General features: G+C 74.0%; 20 protein-coding genes. 10 read left to right on the top strand and 10 right to left on the bottom strand.

What is annotated here, in order from left to right; all coding sequences use genetic code 11:
• Positions 1-28: 28 nt before the first annotated feature.
• The 3 genes from PT931_RS10195 to PT931_RS10185 form a co-directional block, all read right to left on the bottom strand.
• Positions 29-487 carry a pyridoxamine 5'-phosphate oxidase family protein gene (locus PT931_RS10195; protein WP_456245461.1) on the bottom strand — a complete coding sequence of 153 codons (459 nt, stop codon included), beginning with the start codon at positions 485-487 and terminating at the stop codon, positions 29-31.
• Complete coding sequence (locus PT931_RS10190; RefSeq protein ID WP_456245460.1) at positions 484-1,350, bottom strand: methyltransferase domain-containing protein; 867 nt, start codon at positions 1,348-1,350, stop codon at positions 484-486. Before PT931_RS10190 ends, PT931_RS10195 begins: the two co-directional genes overlap by 4 nt.
• 109 nt (positions 1,351-1,459) lie before the next feature.
• The gene (locus tag PT931_RS10185; RefSeq protein WP_456245459.1) at positions 1,460-2,335 is read right to left on the bottom strand and encodes an alpha/beta hydrolase family protein; all 876 of its coding nucleotides are present in this window, start codon (positions 2,333-2,335) and stop codon (positions 1,460-1,462) included.
• Positions 2,336-2,582: 247 nt separating this feature from the next.
• On the opposite strand from PT931_RS10185, the gene PT931_RS10180 reads away from it, so the two are divergent.
• Positions 2,583-2,972: a DUF2834 domain-containing protein gene (locus tag PT931_RS10180; protein WP_456245458.1), complete on the top strand. Its 390-nt coding sequence runs from the start codon at positions 2,583-2,585 to the stop codon at positions 2,970-2,972.
• 48 nt (positions 2,973-3,020) lie between these two features.
• Here the strand turns inward: PT931_RS10180 and PT931_RS10175 are convergent, their stop codons facing one another.
• A complete protein-coding gene (locus PT931_RS10175; protein WP_456245457.1) occupies positions 3,021-3,398 on the bottom strand; it encodes a tyrosinase family oxidase copper chaperone in 378 nt (125 codons plus the stop codon).
• A gap of 310 nt (positions 3,399-3,708) precedes the next feature.
• On the opposite strand from PT931_RS10175, the gene PT931_RS10170 reads away from it, so the two are divergent.
• Genes PT931_RS10170 through PT931_RS10160 form a run of 3 tightly spaced genes read left to right on the top strand, consistent with a single transcriptional unit; the run spans position 3,709 to position 5,906 of the window.
• Complete coding sequence (locus PT931_RS10170; RefSeq protein ID WP_456245456.1) at positions 3,709-4,107, top strand: tyrosinase family oxidase copper chaperone; 399 nt, start codon at positions 3,709-3,711, stop codon at positions 4,105-4,107.
• 49 nt (positions 4,108-4,156) lie between these two features.
• On the top strand, positions 4,157-4,981 hold the full coding sequence (locus PT931_RS10165) for a tyrosinase family protein (protein ID WP_456245455.1): 825 nt from the start codon (positions 4,157-4,159) through the stop codon (positions 4,979-4,981).
• Positions 4,982-5,033: 52 nt separating this feature from the next.
• A complete protein-coding gene (locus PT931_RS10160) occupies positions 5,034-5,906 on the top strand; it encodes a hypothetical protein (protein ID WP_456245454.1) in 873 nt (290 codons plus the stop codon).
• 97 nt (positions 5,907-6,003) lie between these two features.
• On the opposite strand, the gene PT931_RS10155 is transcribed toward PT931_RS10160, so the two are convergent.
• On the bottom strand, positions 6,004-6,891 hold the full coding sequence (locus PT931_RS10155; protein WP_456245453.1) for a hypothetical protein: 888 nt from the start codon (positions 6,889-6,891) through the stop codon (positions 6,004-6,006).
• 238 nt (positions 6,892-7,129) lie between these two features.
• Between PT931_RS10155 and PT931_RS10150 the strand changes: the two genes are divergently transcribed.
• Complete coding sequence (locus PT931_RS10150; RefSeq protein ID WP_456245452.1) at positions 7,130-8,755, top strand: protein kinase domain-containing protein; 1,626 nt, start codon at positions 7,130-7,132, stop codon at positions 8,753-8,755.
• Positions 8,756-8,786: 31 nt separating this feature from the next.
• On the opposite strand, the gene PT931_RS10145 is transcribed toward PT931_RS10150, so the two are convergent.
• The 3 genes from PT931_RS10145 to PT931_RS10135 all read right to left on the bottom strand — a co-directional run bounded on the left by PT931_RS10145 (position 8,787) and on the right by PT931_RS10135 (position 13,067).
• Complete coding sequence (locus PT931_RS10145; protein WP_456245451.1) at positions 8,787-9,641, bottom strand: hypothetical protein; 855 nt, start codon at positions 9,639-9,641, stop codon at positions 8,787-8,789.
• 118 nt (positions 9,642-9,759) lie between these two features.
• Entirely contained in the window at positions 9,760-11,571 is a 1,812-nt protein-coding gene (locus PT931_RS10140; protein ID WP_456245450.1) for an ABC transporter ATP-binding protein, read from the bottom strand.
• 209 nt (positions 11,572-11,780) lie between these two features.
• Positions 11,781-13,067, bottom strand: coding sequence for an MFS transporter (locus PT931_RS10135; RefSeq protein WP_456245449.1), 1,287 nt, complete (start codon positions 13,065-13,067; stop codon positions 11,781-11,783).
• A 263-nt stretch (positions 13,068-13,330) separates the two neighbouring features.
• Between PT931_RS10135 and PT931_RS10130 the strand changes: the two genes are divergently transcribed.
• The gene (locus PT931_RS10130; RefSeq protein WP_456245448.1) at positions 13,331-14,374 is read left to right on the top strand and encodes an urease accessory protein UreH domain-containing protein; all 1,044 of its coding nucleotides are present in this window, start codon (positions 13,331-13,333) and stop codon (positions 14,372-14,374) included.
• 12 nt (positions 14,375-14,386) lie between these two features.
• Here the strand turns inward: PT931_RS10130 and PT931_RS10125 are convergent, their stop codons facing one another.
• Together PT931_RS10125 and PT931_RS10120 are read right to left on the bottom strand one after the other, a co-directional pair.
• Positions 14,387-15,853: a multicopper oxidase family protein gene (locus tag PT931_RS10125; protein ID WP_456245447.1), complete on the bottom strand. Its 1,467-nt coding sequence runs from the start codon at positions 15,851-15,853 to the stop codon at positions 14,387-14,389.
• Positions 15,854-15,867: 14 nt separating this feature from the next.
• Positions 15,868-16,338 carry a hypothetical protein gene (locus PT931_RS10120; RefSeq protein ID WP_456245446.1) on the bottom strand — a complete coding sequence of 157 codons (471 nt, stop codon included), beginning with the start codon at positions 16,336-16,338 and terminating at the stop codon, positions 15,868-15,870.
• A 239-nt stretch (positions 16,339-16,577) separates the two neighbouring features.
• On the opposite strand from PT931_RS10120, the gene PT931_RS10115 reads away from it, so the two are divergent.
• The 4 genes from PT931_RS10115 to PT931_RS10100 all read left to right on the top strand — a co-directional run bounded on the left by PT931_RS10115 (position 16,578) and on the right by PT931_RS10100 (position 18,895).
• Positions 16,578-17,399, top strand: coding sequence for a hypothetical protein (locus PT931_RS10115; RefSeq protein WP_456245445.1), 822 nt, complete (start codon positions 16,578-16,580; stop codon positions 17,397-17,399).
• Positions 17,400-17,548: 149 nt separating this feature from the next.
• Complete coding sequence (locus PT931_RS10110) at positions 17,549-17,947, top strand: MerR family transcriptional regulator (RefSeq protein ID WP_456245444.1); 399 nt, start codon at positions 17,549-17,551, stop codon at positions 17,945-17,947.
• A complete protein-coding gene (locus PT931_RS10105) occupies positions 17,932-18,252 on the top strand; it encodes a thioredoxin family protein (protein ID WP_456245443.1) in 321 nt (106 codons plus the stop codon). Before PT931_RS10110 ends, PT931_RS10105 begins: the two co-directional genes overlap by 16 nt.
• Positions 18,253-18,295: 43 nt before the next feature.
• A complete protein-coding gene (locus tag PT931_RS10100) occupies positions 18,296-18,895 on the top strand; it encodes a hypothetical protein (protein ID WP_456245442.1) in 600 nt (199 codons plus the stop codon).
• The last annotated feature ends 9 nt before the right edge of the window (positions 18,896-18,904 follow it).

Raw genomic sequence — 18,904 nt, 5'->3', positions numbered from 1 at the left:
CGGGCCCCGTCCGCCGCCACCGGGACGCCTACCCGACGGTCCATTCGCCGTCGCGCATGAGGTCGCGGCCCTGGAGTTCGTTCACCTCGCGCCAGGCCTGGAGCCGTTCCGGGGTGATGTGGAAGTAGTGGTACGGGCTCCGGAGCGCGCGCGGGTCGAACCCGGTCTTCACCGCGAAGGCGTCGCCGACCTCCGCGCCGATCCCGGTGGCCGGCACCGCGCGGGCGGTCCCGTCGATGAGGATGACGTCGCGGGTCAGCCCGAGCCCGAGCCGGACCCGGCCGGTGGCGAGCAGGGCGCGCGCGGTCGGGCTGGCCGAGGCGGTGGCGAACAGCAGCGTGTGGCCGTCCCACAGAAACGACAGCGGTACCAGATAAGGGGCTCCGGTCTCCACGTCCGCGGTCGCCACCCAGGCGTCGACGTCGTTCTCCAACCGGTGCAGGACGTCCTGCCGGCGTTGTGCGGGGGTGCGGGCGGGCGGGTTCATGCGGGGTCACCTCCGAGATGATCTTTGGTCGCAGACGTCAGAAGATAGTCCAGGGTGAGCTCGACGGTGCCGTCCACCCGCTCCGACCGTTCCGCGACGAACGCCCGGACGTCCTCGGCCAACGCCCCCCACCGGCCCTCGCGGACCAGTCGCGCCCTCTCGGTCACCACATGCCCGGCCGTGTCGATCAGGAACTCGGCCCCGGCGTCGGCATCGGGGAACCACAGGACGATCGCGTGGCGCTCGGACCCGGTCAGCCGCAGCCCGCACGGCTCCAGGAGCGCGGCGAGGGCCTCCGGGTCGCCCCACCGGCTCGGCGGCCCCGAGGCGGGCGGCGGTGGCGGCAGGTACCCGCCCAGCACCGCGCCCATCGCCGGCATCGCGCCGCCCGGCACCCAGGAGGCCAGCACGATCCGCGCGCCCGGTGCGCCGACCCGGGCGAGTTCGGCGGCCGCGGCGGCGTGGTCGGCCGCGTACATCACGCCGAAGACGGAGAGCACCACGTCGAAGGCCTCGTCGGGTACCGGCAGCGCCCCCAGCTCGCCGTGCAGCCAACGGACCTGGTGGCGGGCACCGCTGTGTCCGGCCCCGAGCTGGCTGGCCCGGCGTTGGCTGGCCTGGTGCCGGAGTGTCCCGCGTCGTCCGGCCATCTCGAGGAGGGACGGCTCGAAGTCGACGCCGGTGGCCTGGGCGCCGAGCGCGGCGGCGAACAGGGCCGCGTTCCCGGTGCCGGTGGCCACGTCCAGCACCCGGTCGCCGGGGCCGACCGCGGCGGCCGCCACCGCCGCCCTCGCCGCCGGTTCGAGCCGGACCGCCATCAGCGGGTAGTCGCCCGCGCCCCAGGTCGTAGTCGGGTCGCCCATGGTGTACATCCCCTCGTGCCATGATCATGTGTCATGGCAGGTGACGACCGGGCCGCGTCGAATGTGACACGAAGTGGCGGCGGACACATCCCCGCCCCGTGTGCCGGGCTCACCAGCGCGGCGTGCTGAACCACTCCACGATCGCCCGGGTGTACTCCGGGCTCAGGTTGTCCCGGGTGTGCCCCGCCCCGGGGCCTGGCCAGTGTCCGACCCCGGGCACCTCCACGACGTCGGGCCGCAGACCGGTACCCGTCCGCCAGGCCGCGACACTCGGCCCGATCGGCACGCACTCCTCGTCCGCGCCGTAGACCAGCAGCACCGGGCAGCCGACCCGGGCGTAGACGGGCGCGGGGTCGAAGTCCATGTCGGTCCACGCCGGGATCACCTCGGGCACCTCCGGCGGCAGGTACGCCAGCGGGAACCACGGCCGCTGGTTGTACTCGGCCAGCAGCTCGTCCGCCCGCTCCCGCCCGATCTCGCCGCGCAACAGGCCCTCCAGGGCGGTGCGCAGCGCGGTCAGCTCGGCGCGGGCCGCCTCGTCGTAGCCGTCGCGGCGCAGTGCCTCGTCCGTGTAGTAGCGCATCTGGACCGCGGGGGACACCCCGGGGCAGCCGAGCAGGGCGAGGAAGGCGACCTGTTCGGACCGGGCGGCGGCCACCCCGGCGGCCCAGGTGCCCTGGCTGAAACCCCACAGTCCGACGGGTACGCCCAGCCGCGCGCCCAGCCAGTCGACGGCGGTCAGCGCGTCGTCGGCCTGCGCCTCGAACGGCACGTCGTCGCCGTTCACCCCGTCCCGGCGGTCGTAGCTGGCCACCGCGTAGCCCAGCGGCGTCAACGTCTCCGCCAGGTGCTCGAACAGCACCTGGTCCCGGTTGCCGTACGCGGCGGGGTGCAGCGCGACCACGCCGGCCCGGACCGGACCGTCGGGCAACCGGAGCAGGGCGGACCGGCCGAGGCCGGGGACTTCGAGCTCACTGGTCAGCATGGACGTATCGTGCCCGCGCCGATGATCTTCCGCAACGCCCGGCGCCCGGAGTCGAGCCGGCCGTCCTGGGGGTCCCGGAGCCGGATCGGCCGCGGTGTGGCGTCAGGCTCAGGCGCCGATCGCGGACAGCAGCCGTCGCGTCCCCACCGGCGGCGAACGCGGCCATGCGCCCGTCGGTCTCCGGCGGCGAGCCGTTCCGGGTGCGCGGCATGGTGCGGTGCGTATCCTGTCCGGCGGGGAGGTACTCATGGGACGGACGGACCGGGCGCGGCTCCTCGAGGCCGGCTACGCGGTCGCCCTCGTCGCCGGCATCGCGCTGCCCTACGCCCAGCTGGTCCCGTGGCTGCTGGAGCACGGCCCGGACCTGCCGAGGCTGTTCGACGAGGTGTTCGGCAACCGGATCAGCGCCTTCTTCGGCTGGGACGTCGTCGTCTCCGTGCTGGCGTTGGCCGTGGCCGCGGTCGTCGACGGGAGCCTGCGCCGGGGCCAGAAGGCGCTGATCCTCGCGGGTGGCCTGCTCGGCGCCTCGGTCGGCCTGCCGCTGTACCTGCTGCTGCGCCAGCGCAACCGACGCCGCCCGACCGGCGACGCGTCGGGCCCCGACCAGCACCGACCGGACGACACACCGGACCGGTGATCGGAACTGGCCTGGGGCCTCGCGGTCGTCGACGCGGCGCCTAAGCCGCTAGTACTCGGTGGGGTTGCCGTCCGGCCCGAGCGTGTCCACGGCGGCGCGCGCGGTGGCCAGCAGGGTCGGGAACGACTCGTACGCGTTGACCGGGCTGTAGTAGGTGCCGTCGTCGGCGCGGTACACCGTCAGCGGGTACTGGTCGATGAAGACGGCGCGGCGCAGGACCGGCTCGGTGCTGCACCGGTCGAGGATGAGGATCCGCCGCTCCTGGTAGAACTCGAAGTGCGCCGACACCTTGCAGCCCTTCGCCGCCGCGCCGCTCTCGACGGGCGACCCGGGCGAACCGGGCGCGGGCGACGCCAGCGCGGGGCCGGCCGCGAGCCCCCCGGCCATCGCGGACAGGACTGCGACAATAGCCAACCTGTTGCGCATAGCCATGCTCCCTATCAGTTGTCGGACACGTCACGATGCGGTTTCACGATACCGGCGGCCCGCGCCAGCGCAAGAGAACGACGCGATTCGATCGCTGTTCACCGTTAACTCGGGAGTGCGGAACCGCGCCCGTTAACCATTAACTGTGCGCTTTTCGTGCGACAGTTCACAGCGCCACAGTGGACATTGCCGGATAGGCTCGACGCGGGCTTTACGAAACCCAATTCTTCTCGCATTACCACTCCGGGCCGGATCGCGCTGCCCCGTGTCCGTGGAGCGAGAGGGCGACTGTATCGGGGAGGAACAATTCATGAACGATTCGCCGAATACGAAACCCGTCAGCAGGCGCAGGGCTCTGGGGATCGCCGTCGCGAGTGCCGGGGTGCTCGGCGTCTCCGCATTCGTCGGCGTCCAGGGCGCCCATCCCGGGGTGGCCCTTGCCGGCGCCCCCGAGGGCACGGAGTTCGACGAGACCTACCAGGGGCGCCGGATCACGGCCACCGCCGTGGCCGGCCCCGAGGGCGAGGGACACCACCACGGCACCGTCGACGTGCGGATCGACGGCCAGCCGCTGCACGTCATGCACAACTCCGACGACACCTACACGTCGTCGGTGAACCACTACGAGTCGCACCGCACGGTGCGCGAGGCGACCTACCGGGCGGTCGACACGCTGGGCGACGGCTCGCCGGTCGGCAACTACCAGTAATCCGAAGCCGTAGTCACGACGCTTTTCTTCAGCACGAGGGGAATGAACCGTGGGGGTTCGAAAGAATCAGCGTGACCTGACGGCGACGGAGCGGACGAACTTCGTCAACGCCGTCCTCCAACTCAAGAGCAACGGGGGGTACGACACCTTCGTGCGCCAACATATCGACCGGGCGTCGACCGACGGCCAGTTCGGGGCGCAACGCGTCGGCCACGACACGCCGTCGTTCCTGCCCTGGCACCGCAAGTACCTGGTCGAGTTCGAGAACGCACTGAAGGCGATCGACCCCTCGGTGAACCTGCCGTACTGGGACTGGACCACCGACGGCGCCAGCTCCACCCTGTGGTCGAACGACTTCATGGGCCCCAGCGGCGTGGCGGCGCAGAACTACCGGGTCGCGTCGGGCCCGTTCGCCCAGGGCTCGGGCAACTGGACGCTCAACGTGCGCAGCGACAGCTTCACCTTCCTCCGCCGGCGCCTCGCCAACGGGGTCACCCTGCCGACGGCGGCCGACATCACCACGGTGCTCGCCATCGGCACGTACGACACCTCCCCGTGGAACCGGAACGCGACGGGGAGCTTCCGCAACGCCCTGGAAGGGTTCCAGGGGCCGAACCTGCACAACCGGGTGCACAACTGGGTCGGCGGCACCATGGCCGGCTTCGGTTCGCCGAACGATCCGGTGTTCTGGCTGCACCACTGCAACGTCGACCGGCTCTGGGCCCAGTGGCAGGCGCGGTTCCCCGCCCAGTCGTACCTGCCCGGCACCCCGACGAACACCGTGGTGTCGATCGACGGCGGGATGGCCCCGTGGGCGTCCACGGTCACGCCCCGCAGCCAACTGGACCACACCCAGTGGTACACCTATCAGTAGTCACGACGGAGGGGGCGGTCCCGGCCGCCTCCTCCTCCGCCCGGGGGCCGCGGTGAGCTTCGAGGAGACCCTCCGGGCGGCCATCGAGGCCAGCGGGCTGACCCTGCGGGACCTGCGCGACCTGCTCCGCCGGGACGGCCTGGCGGTCAGCCCGGCGACGCTGAGCCACTGGCAGTCCGGGCGCAGCCGACCGGAGCGGCCCCGGTCCCTGCTGGTGCTCCACCGGCTGGAGGGCATCCTCGGCTTCGCCGACGGCGGGCTGTCGTCGCTGCTGGGTTCGGTCCGGTCCCGGGGCCGGACCCAGCAGCGCCCCGGCGGGCTGACCCCGGCGCAACTGTGGACGGACGGCGTGGCCGTGGCCGCGTTGACCGGGCGGCTCGCCCCGGCGGGACTGAGTCCGCTCAGCCACCACGACCGCGTGGCGATCGGCCCGGACCGCCGCGCGCGTTCGGTGCGGACCTGGCAGGTCCTGCGGGCCGACGTGGACGGCGCGGACCGCACCACCGTCGTCGCGCACGTGGCCGACCCCGGCGCGCGACCCCCGGTCGTCCGGGCGCTGAACCGGTGCCGGACCGGCCGGTCGGCGCGCGACGCCGGCGCGGGGCTGCTCGCGGTGGAGCTGGTCCTGGAGCGGCCGCTCGCGCGCGGTGAGACGGTCGCCCTCGAGTACGAGGTGCGCCACCGGCCGCCGTACCCGCTGGACAGCCACTACGAGCGCAAGCTGCCGTGGCCCGTGCGGCACCACGTCCTGGAGGTGGACTTCCCGGCCACCCTGCCGCCGCCCCGGTGCGAGTACTACACCGCGCCCCATGTGGACGTCCGGCCCCGGGTGCACCGCGAGCTGCCGCCCGACGCGGACCACCGGGTGCACGCGGTGGCCGTGGACGTCGCGCCCGGCGTGTCCGGGATCCGCTGGACCTGGTGATCCCCAGGCCTCCACATCCCAGGCCTCCACATCCCGGACCTCCCGATCCGGGGCCGACGGATCCGGGGCCTCCGCATCCCCGGCCCGGGGCGAAGCCTCAGGCCTCCCACGCCCACTGGATCCCGAACACCCCGGGCCGCACGTCCAACGCCACGGCGTGCACGCTGTGCGAGGCGTCGATCCGCAGCCCGCGCACCCGGTGCGGGCTGCCCGTGGCGGAGTCGCTGACCTGCTGGTAACAGTGCGCCGGCACCGCGTCCGGGTGGAAGCGCACCTCCTGGACGTACTCGCGCACGGGCAGCCGGAACTTCCGCTCGAAGTACGTCGCCGGCGGGAACGGCGGGTGGAACTCCATCCGGTGCTCGGTGATGACCGACTCGCCCCGGCGCAGCGGCCGTTCGAAGAGCAGCTCCGCGACGGTGTGGCCGGTGCCGGGGTCGCTCACCACCCGGCCCGGCCGGCAGCCCCGGACGGCGCTGACCGTGGGCGGCGGGCTCCCCGGGGTCTCCGCCTGGTGGATCAGCAGCAGCCGGGTGGCCCGGTCGCCGCCCGCGCGGAGCACCTGCCGGCTCCACATGGCCCGTTCCCGGCCGTCCGGGCCGACGGTCATCCGGTCGTGCTGCCGGAGCTGGGTCAGCACGGGGTCGGCGGTCCCGCCGAGGCGGGCGATCAGGGCGGACACCACGTCGGGCCGGTGCCAGAGCACCTCGTGCGGGACCCGGCCGTCCGGAGGCGGGGGCGGCGGCAGCAGGTCACCGCCGAGCACCTCCGCGAGGTGCCGGAGCAGTTCCCGGGACCGGGCCCGGGTCGGGCGGCTGCGACCGCTCTGCCAGTAGCTCAGGGTGGCGGCGCTGACGTCGACGCCGCGCAGGTGCAGCCGTTGCCGGATCCGGGACAGGCTCAGCCCGCTGGCGCTGATCGCGGCCCGCAGCGCTCGTGCGAACCCGTCCGGGCCAGGTGGGGCGCCTTCCGGGTCAAATCCCACCAGATCGGTGTTTTCCCGGCCTGGTCCCGGGTCTGTGGGCCGTGGTGTGTCCAGCGTCATCCCCGTGCTCCCCCCGCGGCAGTCACACAGGACGGTACCCCCCAAATCCGCCCTCTCCCAACGGTGACCCGGAGCGGTGCGGAAGAGCGAAAGCACAAGATCCTCCGACGGGTACGCCGGACCCGCGCCCGGAGCCGTCGCGTACCGTTCGCCGTGAACGACAGTCGGGAGGATCGGGGTGGCTGTGCCATCGAACAGGGTGCTGGGCGGCCGCTACGAGGTGGGCGCGGTCATCGGCCAGGGCGGCATGGCCACGGTGAACGTGGGCCGTGACCTGCTGCTGCACCGCACCGTGGCCATCAAGACGATGCGGCCGGACCTCGCCGGGGACCCCGGGTTCCGCGCCCGGTTCCTGCGGGAGGCGCGCGCCGTCGCGGCCCTCAACCACCCGGGCATCGTCGCGCTGCACGACGCGGGCGACACCGGACCCGACGGCCCGTACCTGGTGATGGAGTACATCGACGGGACGACGCTGGCCGGCTATCTCGCCGGGCGCCGCCCGACCGTGCCGGAGGTCGTCGCGGTCGTCGCCGACGTGCTCGCGGCCCTGGAGCACAGCCACGACCAGGGCATCGTGCACCGCGACATCAAACCGGGCAACGTGATGCTGACCCGGACCGGCGCGGTCAAGGTGACCGACTTCGGGATCGCGCGCCCGCTGGCCGGTCCGGACGGGCTGACGGCCGCCTCGGTGGTGGTCGGCACGGCGGCGTACCTGTCGCCGGAGCAGGTCACGGGCGGTCCGATCGACGGCCGCACCGACGTGTACGCCACGGGCTGCCTGCTGTACGTGCTGCTCACCGGGGCGACCCCGTTCGCGGACGGCTCGGAGCTGACCGTCGCCTACCGGCACGTGCACGAGCGTCCGGTGCCGCCGTCCGGGCACCGGGCCGACGTACCCGTGGAGGTGGACCGGGTCGTGCTGCGCGCGCTGGCGAAGGACCCGGCGGAGCGGTACCCGACGGCGGGGGCGATGCGGGCGGCGTTGCTGGCGGCCGGGGCGGCGGCACGGCCGGGACCGGCTCCGGTCACCGCGCCGTTCTCCGCCGCCGCGGCCCAACCGGACTCGGACCCGGCCGCGGCCCCCCGGCCCCGGCACGCCCCTGGCGACGACCCGGTCCGGCCCGACGGTTCCGGCGGCGGGCCCGCCCTCCGCCCGACGGCCGTCTCCACCCCACCGACGACCGCCCCGGCCCACCGGACGGCCGTGCTCCACGCGCACGGCGCCGACGACGCCGGTGACGGGGGCGGCGGCACGGACGTGCACGGCACCCCGGCCCCGGCTCCCCGCCGCCGCCCCGGGCGGAAGGTCCTGGTCGGCGCGCTGTGCCTGCTGCTCGTCGCCGCCGGCCTGGGCGCCTGGGCGTGGTGGCCGGCCTCCAGCGTCGCCGTGCCCAACGTGATCGGCGCCAACGCGTCCAACGCCGCCGACCAGTTGCGCCGGGCGGGGCTGAGGGTCGGCACCGTCCACTACGGACCGTCGGCGGACGTGGAGAAGGGGGAGGTCTTCGCGACCGACCCGCAACCGGGCTGGCTCCAGGATCCCGGTTCGACCGTGGACCTCTACATCTCCGACGGCCCCCCGCCGGAGCCGAACGTCCCGGCCGGTCTGGCCGGTCGCACCCGGGAGCAGGCCACCGGGGCCCTGGCCCGGCTGAACGTCAAGGTCACCGTCGAGTACGAGCCGTCCGAGCTGCCCCGGGACGTGGTCATCGCGACCCATCCGGGGGCCGGGGTCCGGGTCGAGCCCGGCGACGAGGTCACCCTGGTCCTGTCCTGCGGCAACCCCGACGAGTGCGACTGACCCGTCCGGTCCCCGGGGCCGCGGCGGACCCTCAGGCCTCCGACCACCGCACCCCGTGGAACCCGGGATGCATGTCGAACAGCGCCAGGTGGGCCAGCGTGCCGCCGATCAGCCGCAGCTCGGCGAGATCCTTGTGCGGGGAGCGCCCGTCCAGCCGCCAGATCCGGTACGCGCGCGCGACGGCCGCCTCCGGGCCGCTCCGCAGGGTCAGCTCGTAGGACGGGCCGCCGGCGGGGAACCACCGGCCGTAGTAGTGCTCGGACATGCTGCCGGACAGGTGGTACTCGAACGCGTAGGTCTCGCCCTTGCCCAGCGGCTCGAACACCAGCTCGGCCGCCGCCAGCCCCTCCGCCGGGTCGGTGAGGGCCAGCCCGACGGCGCAGTCCCGGACGGCCCGGATCGTGGGCGGGGCCGTGCTCTGGGTGTGGTGCAGGACGACGTACCGACGTACCCCCGTGTGCCGGGCCCGCACGACGACCCGCGCGGTGGCCGCGTACCGGTCGCCGCCGAGCAGTGTCACGTCGTCGTGCGCGGCGAGGACGTCGAGATCCGGCTCGGCGGGAGCCCCCACGGCGGCGCGCAGCCGGTGCGCGGGCAGCCGGGGCGTGCCCGGTACCGGGGGCCGGCGCGCGCCCGCCGGCGCCCCCGGTTCGGCGAGGAGCCGGCGCAGGGACTGGGGCGGGACCTGGAGGATCGCCTCCAGTTCGGCCACGGCGCGCAGGGCGTCGGCGTTGCGGGGCCGGCTGGAGCCGCGCTGCCAGTTGCTGAGGGTCGACACGCTCACGGCGGCCCCGCGTTCGGCGAGCCGGTCGTGCAGGCGGTCGAGGCTGAGTCCCCGGGCCGTGATGGCCCACCGCAGCGCGGTGTGGAAGGGGCCGTCGTTCACACGTGGACCGTACCAGCGATCTCCGTGCCGTTCGGCGGGATCCGGCCACTCTCCGGCGCCCTCGACACCTGGTCCGGTGGTCACCGGGGCGGCCCCGAGGGACCGCCCCGGCTTCCCGCTATCCGCCGAGGAAACCGTCCGACTGCCGGGCCCACAGCGCGGCGTAGAGGCCACCCCGGTCCAACAGCTCCTGATGGGTACCCTCCTCGGCGACCCGGCCCGCGTCCAGCACCACGATCCGGTCCATCCGCGCGATCGTGGACAGCCGGTGGGCGACCGCGATCACGGTACGGCCCGCCATCACCTCGTCGAGGGTGTCGTGGATGGCCGCCTCGACCTCCGAGTCCAGCGCCGAGGTCGCCTCGTCGAGGATCAGGATCGGCGCCTCCTTGTGGATGGCGCGGGCGAGCGCCACCCGCTGCCGCTGCCCACCGGACAGGGTCACGCCGCGCTCGCCCACGTGCGCGTCGTACCCGGTGCGACCGTCCTGGTCGGACAGTCCCAGCACGAACTCGTGCGCGGCGGCCTTGCGCGCCGCCGACACGATGGCCGCGTCGTCCCCGGACCCGGGCCCGATGTTGTCCCGGACGGAACGGTGCAGCAGGGCCGCGTCCTGGGTCACCATCGCGATCTGCCGGCGCAGGCTGCGCTGGGTGACCGCCGCGATGTCCTGGCCGTCGACCTCGACCCGCCCGGACTCCGGGTCGAAGAACCGGAGCACCAGGTTGACCAGGGTCGACTTGCCCGCGCCGGACCGCCCGACCAGGCCCACCCGCTCCCCGGCCGCGATGTGGAGACTGAGCCGGTCGATGCCGCCGCCGCCCTTGCCGTAGTGGTGGCTGACGTCCACGAGCCGGATGGCGCCCCCGCGCACGACGAGGGAGCCCGCGTCGGGCCGGTCCGGGACGGCGGGCGGCTGCGCGACGGTACGCAGGGCGCGCCGCAGCGTGCCGACCGAGCCGAACAGCGCCGAGACCCCGTCGAGCAGCCACTCGGCCATCGAGGTGATCCGGAACGTCAGCGCCAGCGCGGCCGCGATCAGGCCGATCGGCGCGGCCCCGACCTGCCACAGCGTGATGCCGTAGCCGATCAGTCCGACCATCAGCAGCCCGCTGAGCGCGCTCATCCCGACGTTCATGGTCACCTCCAGCCGCTCGACCCGGAGCCGGGCCAGGCGGGCGGCGGCGAACACCCCGCGGTCCGCGTCCGCCGGGGTGTCCAGCAGCGCGAGGGTGTCGACGTTCGCGTAGGAGTCGACCAGCAGGCCGGTGAGCGCGGAGTCGGCGTCCTGCTGGAGTGCCGACGCGCGGCGGTAGCGGGGCACGACGTGGCTCATCAGGCCCGCGTACAGCAGGATCCACAGGCCCAGCGGCAGCATCAGGCGCGGGTCGACGGAGCCCATCAGCCACACCGAGCCCACGATGTACGTCCCCACGTAGGCCAACGTGTGCACGACGACGTACGTCGTGGTCATCGCGGCGGACGCGCCCTCCCGGACCCAGGTGGCGATCCGGCCCGCGAGGTCGTTGCGGAACCAGCCGACCGACTGCCGGGACACGTGCCGGTGGGTCCGCCACAGCACCATGGTCAGCGCGTTGGGCCGGAACGCGACGTCGTCCAGGCCCTCGTTCACGAAGTGCAACAGGGGCCGCAGGACCAGGACCAGCGCCGCGACGGCGAGCAGCTCGACCCCGTGGTCGTGCCACACCCGCGCGGGGTCGGTCGCGGTGAGGGTGTCGACCAGGCGGCCGGCGTAGCCGATCAGCCACACCTCGACGCAGGCGCTGACGACGGTGAACAGCAGGCTCAGCGCCAGGATCCCGCGCAGCGGCCGGAACTGGGCGACCAGGAACGGCAGCACCCGGCCCGGCGGGGTGCTCGGGTCATCGTGGCGGAAGGGGTCTACGGCATTCTCGAACAGACGAAACACGGACAGGCTCCAGGCAGGTGTGGGAACGGAGGCTTGCACTCGGGTACCTGCCGAAGGCGGACATGGCTCGCTCCTGCCGTGAGGTGTCGACGGTCTCGTCGAACGAGCTGGAGCCTAGCGGCGGTCCGGTCCGGTCGCACCACCATTTACCGGGCGTCCGTCCGGCGCGCGCGGCCGCCGGTGCTGCCGGAACCTGGGGAGACGGGGCGCTAGCCGGCCGCCACGGCCGCCGCCCGCCGCGCGTCGTACCGGGCGAACGCCGGCTGGAGCGCCCCCAGCGCCAGCACCACCAGCACGCACGCCAGCCCGCCCCCGATGGCCGCCACGGGCTCGCCGCCCCAGCTCGCCACCGCGCCCAGCAGCAACCCGCCGAGCTGCGGCCCGCCGGCCACCACCACGAGGAACACGCCCTGGAGCCGGCCGCGCAGGGCGTCGGGCGTCGCCACCTGGAGGATGGTGGTGCGGAAGACCGCGCTGACCGCGTCCGCCGCCCCGGCGAGGGCGAGGAACCCGGCCGCCGACCACAGCGCCCAGGTCGCCCGGCCGTCCGGTCCCGGTCCGGGCGACAGGGCCAGCACCAGGCCGAAGCCGACCACGGCCAGCCCCCAGCCGACGACCGACACCAGGACCGCGAGCCCCTGCCGGCGGACCCGGTGCAGCGGCCCCGACAGCACCCCGGCCGTGATCGAGCCGACGGCGATCGCGGCCGCCAGGACGCCCACGGTCGCGGCGCCGCCGCCGATCAGGGTCGCGCCGACCGCCGGGAACAGCACCTTGGGCATCGCCAGCACCATGGCCGCCAGGTCCACCTGGAAGGTCATCCGCACGTCCGGCTGGGTCCGCAGGAAGCGCAGGCCCTCCAGCACGGACCGCAGTCCGGCGCGGGGCGCCCTGCCCAGCGGCGGCAGCGGCGGCAGGGAGAACACCGCCGCGAACGCGACCAGCAGCAGAGCGGCCTCGACGCTGTACGCGCCGCCGTAGCCCCACGCGCCGACCAGCAGGCCGGCGAGCACCGGGCCGACGGTCAGGCTCACGTTCCACGCCAGGCTGTTGAGCGCGTTGGCGGCGGGCAGCAGGTCGAGGGGGAGCAGCCGGGGCATGATCGAACTGCGGGCGGGCGAGTTGACGGCGAAGAGGCCGTTCTGCACCGCGACCAGCGCGTACATCAGCCAGACGTTGCCGACCTCCAGCCACGCCTGGGTGGCGAAGGCACACGCGACCAGGAACAGCCCGCTGGAGGTGGTCATCAGCACCCGGCGGCGGTCGTGGGCGTCGACGAGCGAGCCGCCGTACAGCCCGAGGGCGATCAGCGGGACCAGGGCGAACAGCCCGACCAGGCCCACGCTGAACGTCGACCCGGTCAGGTCGTAGACCTGGAGGCCGACCGCGACCGTGGTCAGCGCCGTGCCGATGCCGGAGAGCGCCGAGCCGAGCCACATCCGGCGGTACGGCGCGCTGACTCGTAACGGGGTGAGGTCCGCGAACACCTTGCGCATCCGCCCCATACTGCCCGACCGGCCGGCGCGCGGGGCCGCTCACCAGCAGTGTCGGGGGTCACGTGGTCGCCGGGCACGCCTGTTCCGGGACGACACCGTCACCCGGTCGGCCATGATCCGGGTGGGCGACGGCCACGTGTGGTGCCGGCCGGGAGAGTGCGCAGTCCAGCGGGCGCCAGGCGGCTGGTCGGTGCCGGACACTGTGGGGACCGGGGCTGGTGGGCCGGGTCCGGTCACCGCCGTGCGACGTTCGGGAGGGCGCAGTGCCACACCTTCTGCCGGTACTGCTGACCGGGCTGTTCGTCGGGGGAGTGTCGTGCACGGCCGGGCAGGGTGGCCTGTTGGCGGGCCTGGTCCTGCGCCAACGCCAGGCGACCGCCCCGCTCCCCGCGGACCGCCCCTTCCGGACCCGGCTCGGCGACGATCTGGTGCCGGTCGGCGGGTTCCTGCTCGGGAAGCTGGCCTCGCACACCCTGCTCGGCGCGCTCCTCGGGGCGCTCGGCGGGGCGGTGCAGCTGTCGGTGGGCACCCGCGCGGGTACCCAGCTCGTCGCCGGGCTCCTGATCGTGCTCTTCGGGCTCGCCCAGCTCGGGGTGCCCGGCTTCCGGCGGATCCGGGTCGAGCCGCCCGCCGCCTGGTCGCGGCTGGTGCGCGGTCGGGCCCGGTCCACCACGGTGTTCGCGCCGGGGCTGCTCGGCGTGGCCAGCGTGCTGATCCCGTGCGGGGTGACCCTGTCGGTGGAGGCCCTGGCCCTGGCGTCGGGTACCTGGTGGGCGGGGGCCGCGACCATGGCGGTGTTCGTGACCGGCACCGGCCCGCTGTTCGCGGTCCTCGGCTACGCCGCGCGCCGGGCCGCGACGGCCTGGCGCGGTCGGTTCGCGCTCGCGACCGGGGTGCTCGTCGTCGCGGTCGGGGCGGTCACGTTCAACGGTGGCCTGGAACTGGCCGGCTCGCCCGTCGCCGCGAGCGCCCTGGCCCGGAGCGCGGGCCTGGCGGACCGGCCGGCCAGCGCGGCGACCGTGACCACGGACGCGGCTGGCGGACAGGAGGCGGTGCTGACCGTGCTGACCGGCGGGTACTCCCCGGCCAACCTGGCCGTGCGGCCCGGCGTGCCCACCACGCTGGTCGTCCGCGCGGAGCACGCGACCGGGTGCGTGCGGGCGTTCGTCCTCGGCGACCGGGCGTACGTACTCCCCGAGAACGGCGACACCCGGATCGGCCTGGGCGTCCTGCGGCCCGGCACGCTCCGGTTCCGGTGCGGGATGGGCATGTACACCGGGCAGCTCACCGTCGCGGAGACGCCGTGACGCCGTGGCGGATCACTCCGGATGGTTCGCCGTCCCGCCGCCACCGATCCGGTACGGCGTGCTCACCCCGTCGTAGAGCAGGTGGCCGACGAGCCCCTGGGTCGCGTGCGGCAGATTGTGGCAGTGGTCCGCCCAGACGCCCGGATTGTCGGCCAGGAACACGATGTCGTAGCTCTCGCCGTCGGCCACGTTGAGCGAGTCGATCCACCAGGGGCTGCCCGTGGCCGGGTCCCCGTCGCGGCTCAGCACCAGGGCGTGGTGCCCGTGCAGGTGCATCGGGTGCACCTCGCCGCTGTGGTTGGAGATCCGGAACCGGACCACGTCGCCCTCGGTCACGTGGAACATCGGCATGTCCGGGAACATCCGGCCGTTGATCGTCCACCACAGCCCCGGGCGGCCGTCGAGGAAGCCGGGCCGGCGGCCGATGTCGTACGTGAACTCCCGGGTGACGCGGTTCGGGTCCAGGTCGGTGGGCGCCGGGGTGCCGTACGACAGCAGGTCCAGCAGGCGGCGCGGCGCGGCCGTACCCGGCGGCGGGGTGCTGCCCGGCGGGGTGAGCAGCAGGGCCGTGTCCCCGCCGAGCTCGACTCGCACCCCGCCGGCCGGCACGACGAGTTCGAGGTCCGCCCGGCCGCCGGCGGTCACCAGCACGGCCTCGCCGGTGACCGGGGACGGTTCGTGCACCTCCGTGCCGTCCACGGCGACCACCCGGTACGGGCCGCCCACCGTCCACACGTTCATCGGCCCGTTGTCCGTGTTGACCACCCGGACCCGGACGGTGCCGCCCGGGTCGGCGGGGACGGGCACGTCGCCGGTGCGGCCGTCGACGGTGCGGACGCCGTCGTAGCGGTGCACGAGCGCGAGGTGGTCGGCGGGGAGCGGGCCGGTGACCGGTCCGGCGGGGGGCCGGGGCGCGATCACCACGGCCCCGAACAGCCCGCGTTTCACCTGCTCGTGGGAGAACTGGTGCGCGTGGTACCAGTAGGTCCCGGCCCGGTCGGCGAAGAACCGGTACGTGTGGGAACCGCCGGGGGCCACCGCGTCCTGGGTGACCCCGGCGACCCCGTCGGACGCGTTGGGCACGTCCACCCCGTGCCAGTGCAGGGTGGTGCCGTCCTCGACCGACTCGTTGACGAGCGCGACCTCGACGAGCTGGCCCTGCACCGCGCGGATCACCGGCCCCGGCGAGGTGCCGTTGAGCGTGTACCCCCGCACCCACCGCCCCGAGGCCAGCGCGAACCGTTCCGCGCGCGCGGTCAGCGTGACCTTCACGTCGGCGGGCAGCCCCGGGTCGACGGTCAGGGTCTGCACGGACCTCGTCCCGTGGTGGTGGCCGTCGCTCCGGTCGGCGTGCCCCATGTCCATGATCGAGTAGCTGTCCGGCACCAGGCTGGCGTACCAGAACCAGGCCAGGGGGGCCAGCACGATCACGGTGGCGAGACAGCCGAACAGCGGCCGGGCCCGGGGGTGGGGTGCCATGCGGTGACCGCCGGTCAGCGTCCAGGGTCCGTGACCACGGCGGCCGGCTCGCCCGTCGAGGTGTGGTGCGCGCCCACCCGGCGTGCCGTGAAGACCGCCGCCGAGAAGATGAGCAGCGCGTTGATGCCGTGCAGCAGGCCGAGGAACGGCATGCCGTGCCCGAACATGCCCAGCAGCACCTGCGCGGCGATCAGGAGCACGAGCGTCACCGCCCACTTGACGCCGCCCGGGATCCGGGCGAAGAAGGACACCACCAGCAGCACGATCGCCACGAGCGGGATCACCATCTGGCCGTTGATGCCGTGCACGATGAACCCGGCGACCTCGGGGAACGGCGTGTCGTCGGACTCCATCGCCGCCTTGTCGAGCACGCCGCCGTCCTCGACCCACTTGCCGAGACCGAAGATGGCGAACGCGATGGCCGCTGCCTGCACGAAGACCAGGGCCGCGATGGCGTACGCGGCGCCGCGATAGAAGGACCTCATGGCTTCTCCCTCGAGCGAGCCTGCCCCCGAACCCCGCGCCCGGAGTACTTTCTCAGATTATCGGTATTGACCGAAATATTGTCCGGATAACTGCTAGTTTGCTCGACGCGTACATCGGAAACTGTGGCTTATTTCGGGTGTTTCCTCCCTGGCGGCACGTCCCGCGCGGTGCACCGGGCCCCGGGAAGGTGGCCCTCCACAGGGGACTGTCGGTAGGGTGGCCGAGGGAGGTCGCCACGATGAACCTGGTCCTCGTCCTCAGCTCCTCGGCCCTGGTGTCCGCCCTGGTCAGCGCGGCCGCCACGTTCTTCACCCAGGACCGGCTCGCCCGGCGCAAGGCGCGGATCGACTACGAGAACCACGCCCACCTCCGGCTGTACGAGGCGATCGGCCCGCTCCGCTTCCAACTGCTGCTCGCCGCCCGCGACGCCGCCAGCCGGATCGCCGACCACCCCGGCCACGACTGGGAGATGGACCCGGCCGCGTACTACGGGCACAGCTTCCTCTACCGCCTGCTGCGACCCCTGACGATCACGCACCTGATCGAACGCCAGCTCGCCGTCGCCGACTTCTCCGTCGATCGGGCCGCGATCGACCTGATCCGGTTCGGCATCGAGCTGCCCCGCGCCCTGTCCGGCGGGGCGGTCACCCTCGGCCACCCGGATGTGGACTGGTCCACCCAGCGCCTGCACCTGTTCCGGGGCACGATCGACGCCGCCGCCGACCGGCTGATCGTCGAGGAGGCCGGCGCGCGGGCCCGGCCGATGACGTACCCCGAGTTCACGGCGGCGGTCGGCGACCCCGGCGCGGATCCGGCCCTCCAGCCGATCGCGGCCCTGTTCTCCGGCTGCCGGCTGAACCTGACCGAGAGCCCACTGTGGTGGCTGCGGGTGGTGGCCTTCGGCTACGCCTGCCACGTCTTCGTCGCGCGGCACGGGCCGGCGCTCGGCGTGGAACCCCGGGAGTTCCCGGTCCGCCGGTTGCTGGAGGCGACGCCGGACCCGGTCGTCCTGGGCCGGATCGACCGGTATCTGGAGGTTCTCCGCGGTCGGTTCGGCTGAGGGCGGCCCCCCCGGCTGTGACGCGCCCCGCCGGTCGCCGAGCGGCCCGTCCGCGCCCGACTCCGCTCCGTGACCGGCGCCGCGACCCTTGCCTTGACGCCGGTGGCAGGGTCTAGCGTTGCGGTCACGGACGGGCGAGGGAGGCCACGATGCTGATCGGGGAACTGGCGGAGCACGCCGGGACCAGCGCGCGGACGCTGCGCTACTACGAGTCCCGGGGGCTCCTGCACGCCGACCGCTCGTCCAACGGCTACCGCACGTACGACGCGGCCGAGGTCCGCGTGGTGCGCGAGATCCGGGCACTGCTCGCCGTCGGCTTCGCCCTCGACGACATCCGCCCCTTCGTCGCCTGCCTGCGGGCCGGCAACAGCTCCGGGGACGTCTGCCCGGACTCGGTCGCCGTGCTCCGCCGCAAACTCGCCGAGGTCGACGCCGCCGTGGCCCGGCTCGGCGAGGTGCGCGAGCAGTTGCGGACCCAGCTCACCCACGCGATCGCCCACCGGGAGGAAACATGCGCACCACAGCGACCGATATGCTGGTCACAGTGACCGACGAGACGTTCGCGGCCAGGGTGCTGGCCAGCGAACCACCGGTGGTCGTGGACTTCTGGGCCGAATGGTGCCCGCCGTGCCGGAAGATCTCGCACACCCTGGCCGAACTGGCCGTCGAGTTCGAGGGCCGGATGGTGTTCGCGGCGCTCAACTCCGACGACAACCCGCGGACCACCCGCGACCACCGGGTGATGTCGCTGCCGACCCTGCTGGTGTTCCGGGGCGGCTTGGTCGTCGGGTCCATTGTGGGCGCCCGCCCGAAGGGGTACCTCCGCGACACGCTCGGCGCCCACGCCGCCTGACCCGCGCCCCACCCGGGTGGCGGCGGGTTGGCATGCTGTCGCGATGGTGATGAAGGTGCTGCCGGTGGACGCCGGCTGGGTGCGGGCCGTACTGGCCCTGACGGCGGAGCCCTGGGGACGCGGACCGGTCGAGGCCGCGTTCCGCGCGCACGGCTGGGCCCCGGCGGACACGGCCCTGGACTGGGACGGCGGGAGCGGCGTGCCGCACTTCTTCGCGCCGGGCTCCGACGGGCCGGATCCCGACGACGACGGGACCGGCTGGCGGTTCGAACTCTCCGCCGACGGCGACCGGCCGGTGGTCCGGCTGCCGTGCGCGCTGTTCTGGCCCGCGTTCGGCGACGAACCCGACCCCGACGACGAGGACGACCTCGACGAGGAGTACTCGGCCGTGTGGGCGCGCCGTCCCCGGGCGACCGCGGCGGACTTCCGGGCCGAGTACGACCGGCTCGCCGCGCTGGTCGGCGCCGAACTCGGCGCGCCGGAGACGACGGACGCGGACGACATGGGCGGCAGGCGGACGGTGTGGGCGCGTGGCCCGTTGGCCGTGGTCCTGGAACTGACCGACGACATCAACTCCTCTTCGCACTACGACGTCGTCGCGGTGACCGTGGGGCCGGCGGAGTTGCTGGCTCCCGGCGCCTGACGCCGGGGG

The organism is Longispora urticae, from assembly GCF_053902585.1.
The sequence above is the reverse complement of the archived record's forward strand: the minus strand, read 5'-3'. Positions and strand labels throughout refer to the sequence as shown.

Bases quoted from the DNA above. Each gene is read 5' to 3' on its own strand.
- PT931_RS10175 (WP_456245457.1), bottom strand. From the start codon at position 3,398: ATGCGCAACAGGTTGGCTATTGTCGCAGTCCTGTCCGCGATGGCCGGG.
- PT931_RS10110 (WP_456245444.1), top strand. From the start codon at position 17,549: ATGCTGATCGGGGAACTGGCGGAGCACGCCGGGACCAGCGCGCGGACG.
- PT931_RS10180 (WP_456245458.1), top strand. From the start codon at position 2,583: ATGGGACGGACGGACCGGGCGCGGCTCCTCGAGGCCGGCTACGCGGTC.
- PT931_RS10100 (WP_456245442.1), top strand. From the start codon at position 18,296: ATGGTGATGAAGGTGCTGCCGGTGGACGCCGGCTGGGTGCGGGCCGTA.
- PT931_RS10190 (WP_456245460.1), bottom strand. From the start codon at position 1,350: ATGGGCGACCCGACTACGACCTGGGGCGCGGGCGACTACCCGCTGATG.
- PT931_RS10135 (WP_456245449.1), bottom strand. From the start codon at position 13,067: ATGCGCAAGGTGTTCGCGGACCTCACCCCGTTACGAGTCAGCGCGCCG.
- PT931_RS10115 (WP_456245445.1), top strand. From the start codon at position 16,578: ATGAACCTGGTCCTCGTCCTCAGCTCCTCGGCCCTGGTGTCCGCCCTG.
- PT931_RS10185 (WP_456245459.1), bottom strand. From the start codon at position 2,335: ATGCTGACCAGTGAGCTCGAAGTCCCCGGCCTCGGCCGGTCCGCCCTG.
- PT931_RS10170 (WP_456245456.1), top strand. From the start codon at position 3,709: ATGAACGATTCGCCGAATACGAAACCCGTCAGCAGGCGCAGGGCTCTG.
- PT931_RS10120 (WP_456245446.1), bottom strand. From the start codon at position 16,338: ATGAGGTCCTTCTATCGCGGCGCCGCGTACGCCATCGCGGCCCTGGTC.
- PT931_RS10125 (WP_456245447.1), bottom strand. From the start codon at position 15,853: ATGGCACCCCACCCCCGGGCCCGGCCGCTGTTCGGCTGTCTCGCCACC.
- PT931_RS10195 (WP_456245461.1), bottom strand. From the start codon at position 487: ATGAACCCGCCCGCCCGCACCCCCGCACAACGCCGGCAGGACGTCCTG.
- PT931_RS10105 (WP_456245443.1), top strand. From the start codon at position 17,932: ATGCTGGTCACAGTGACCGACGAGACGTTCGCGGCCAGGGTGCTGGCC.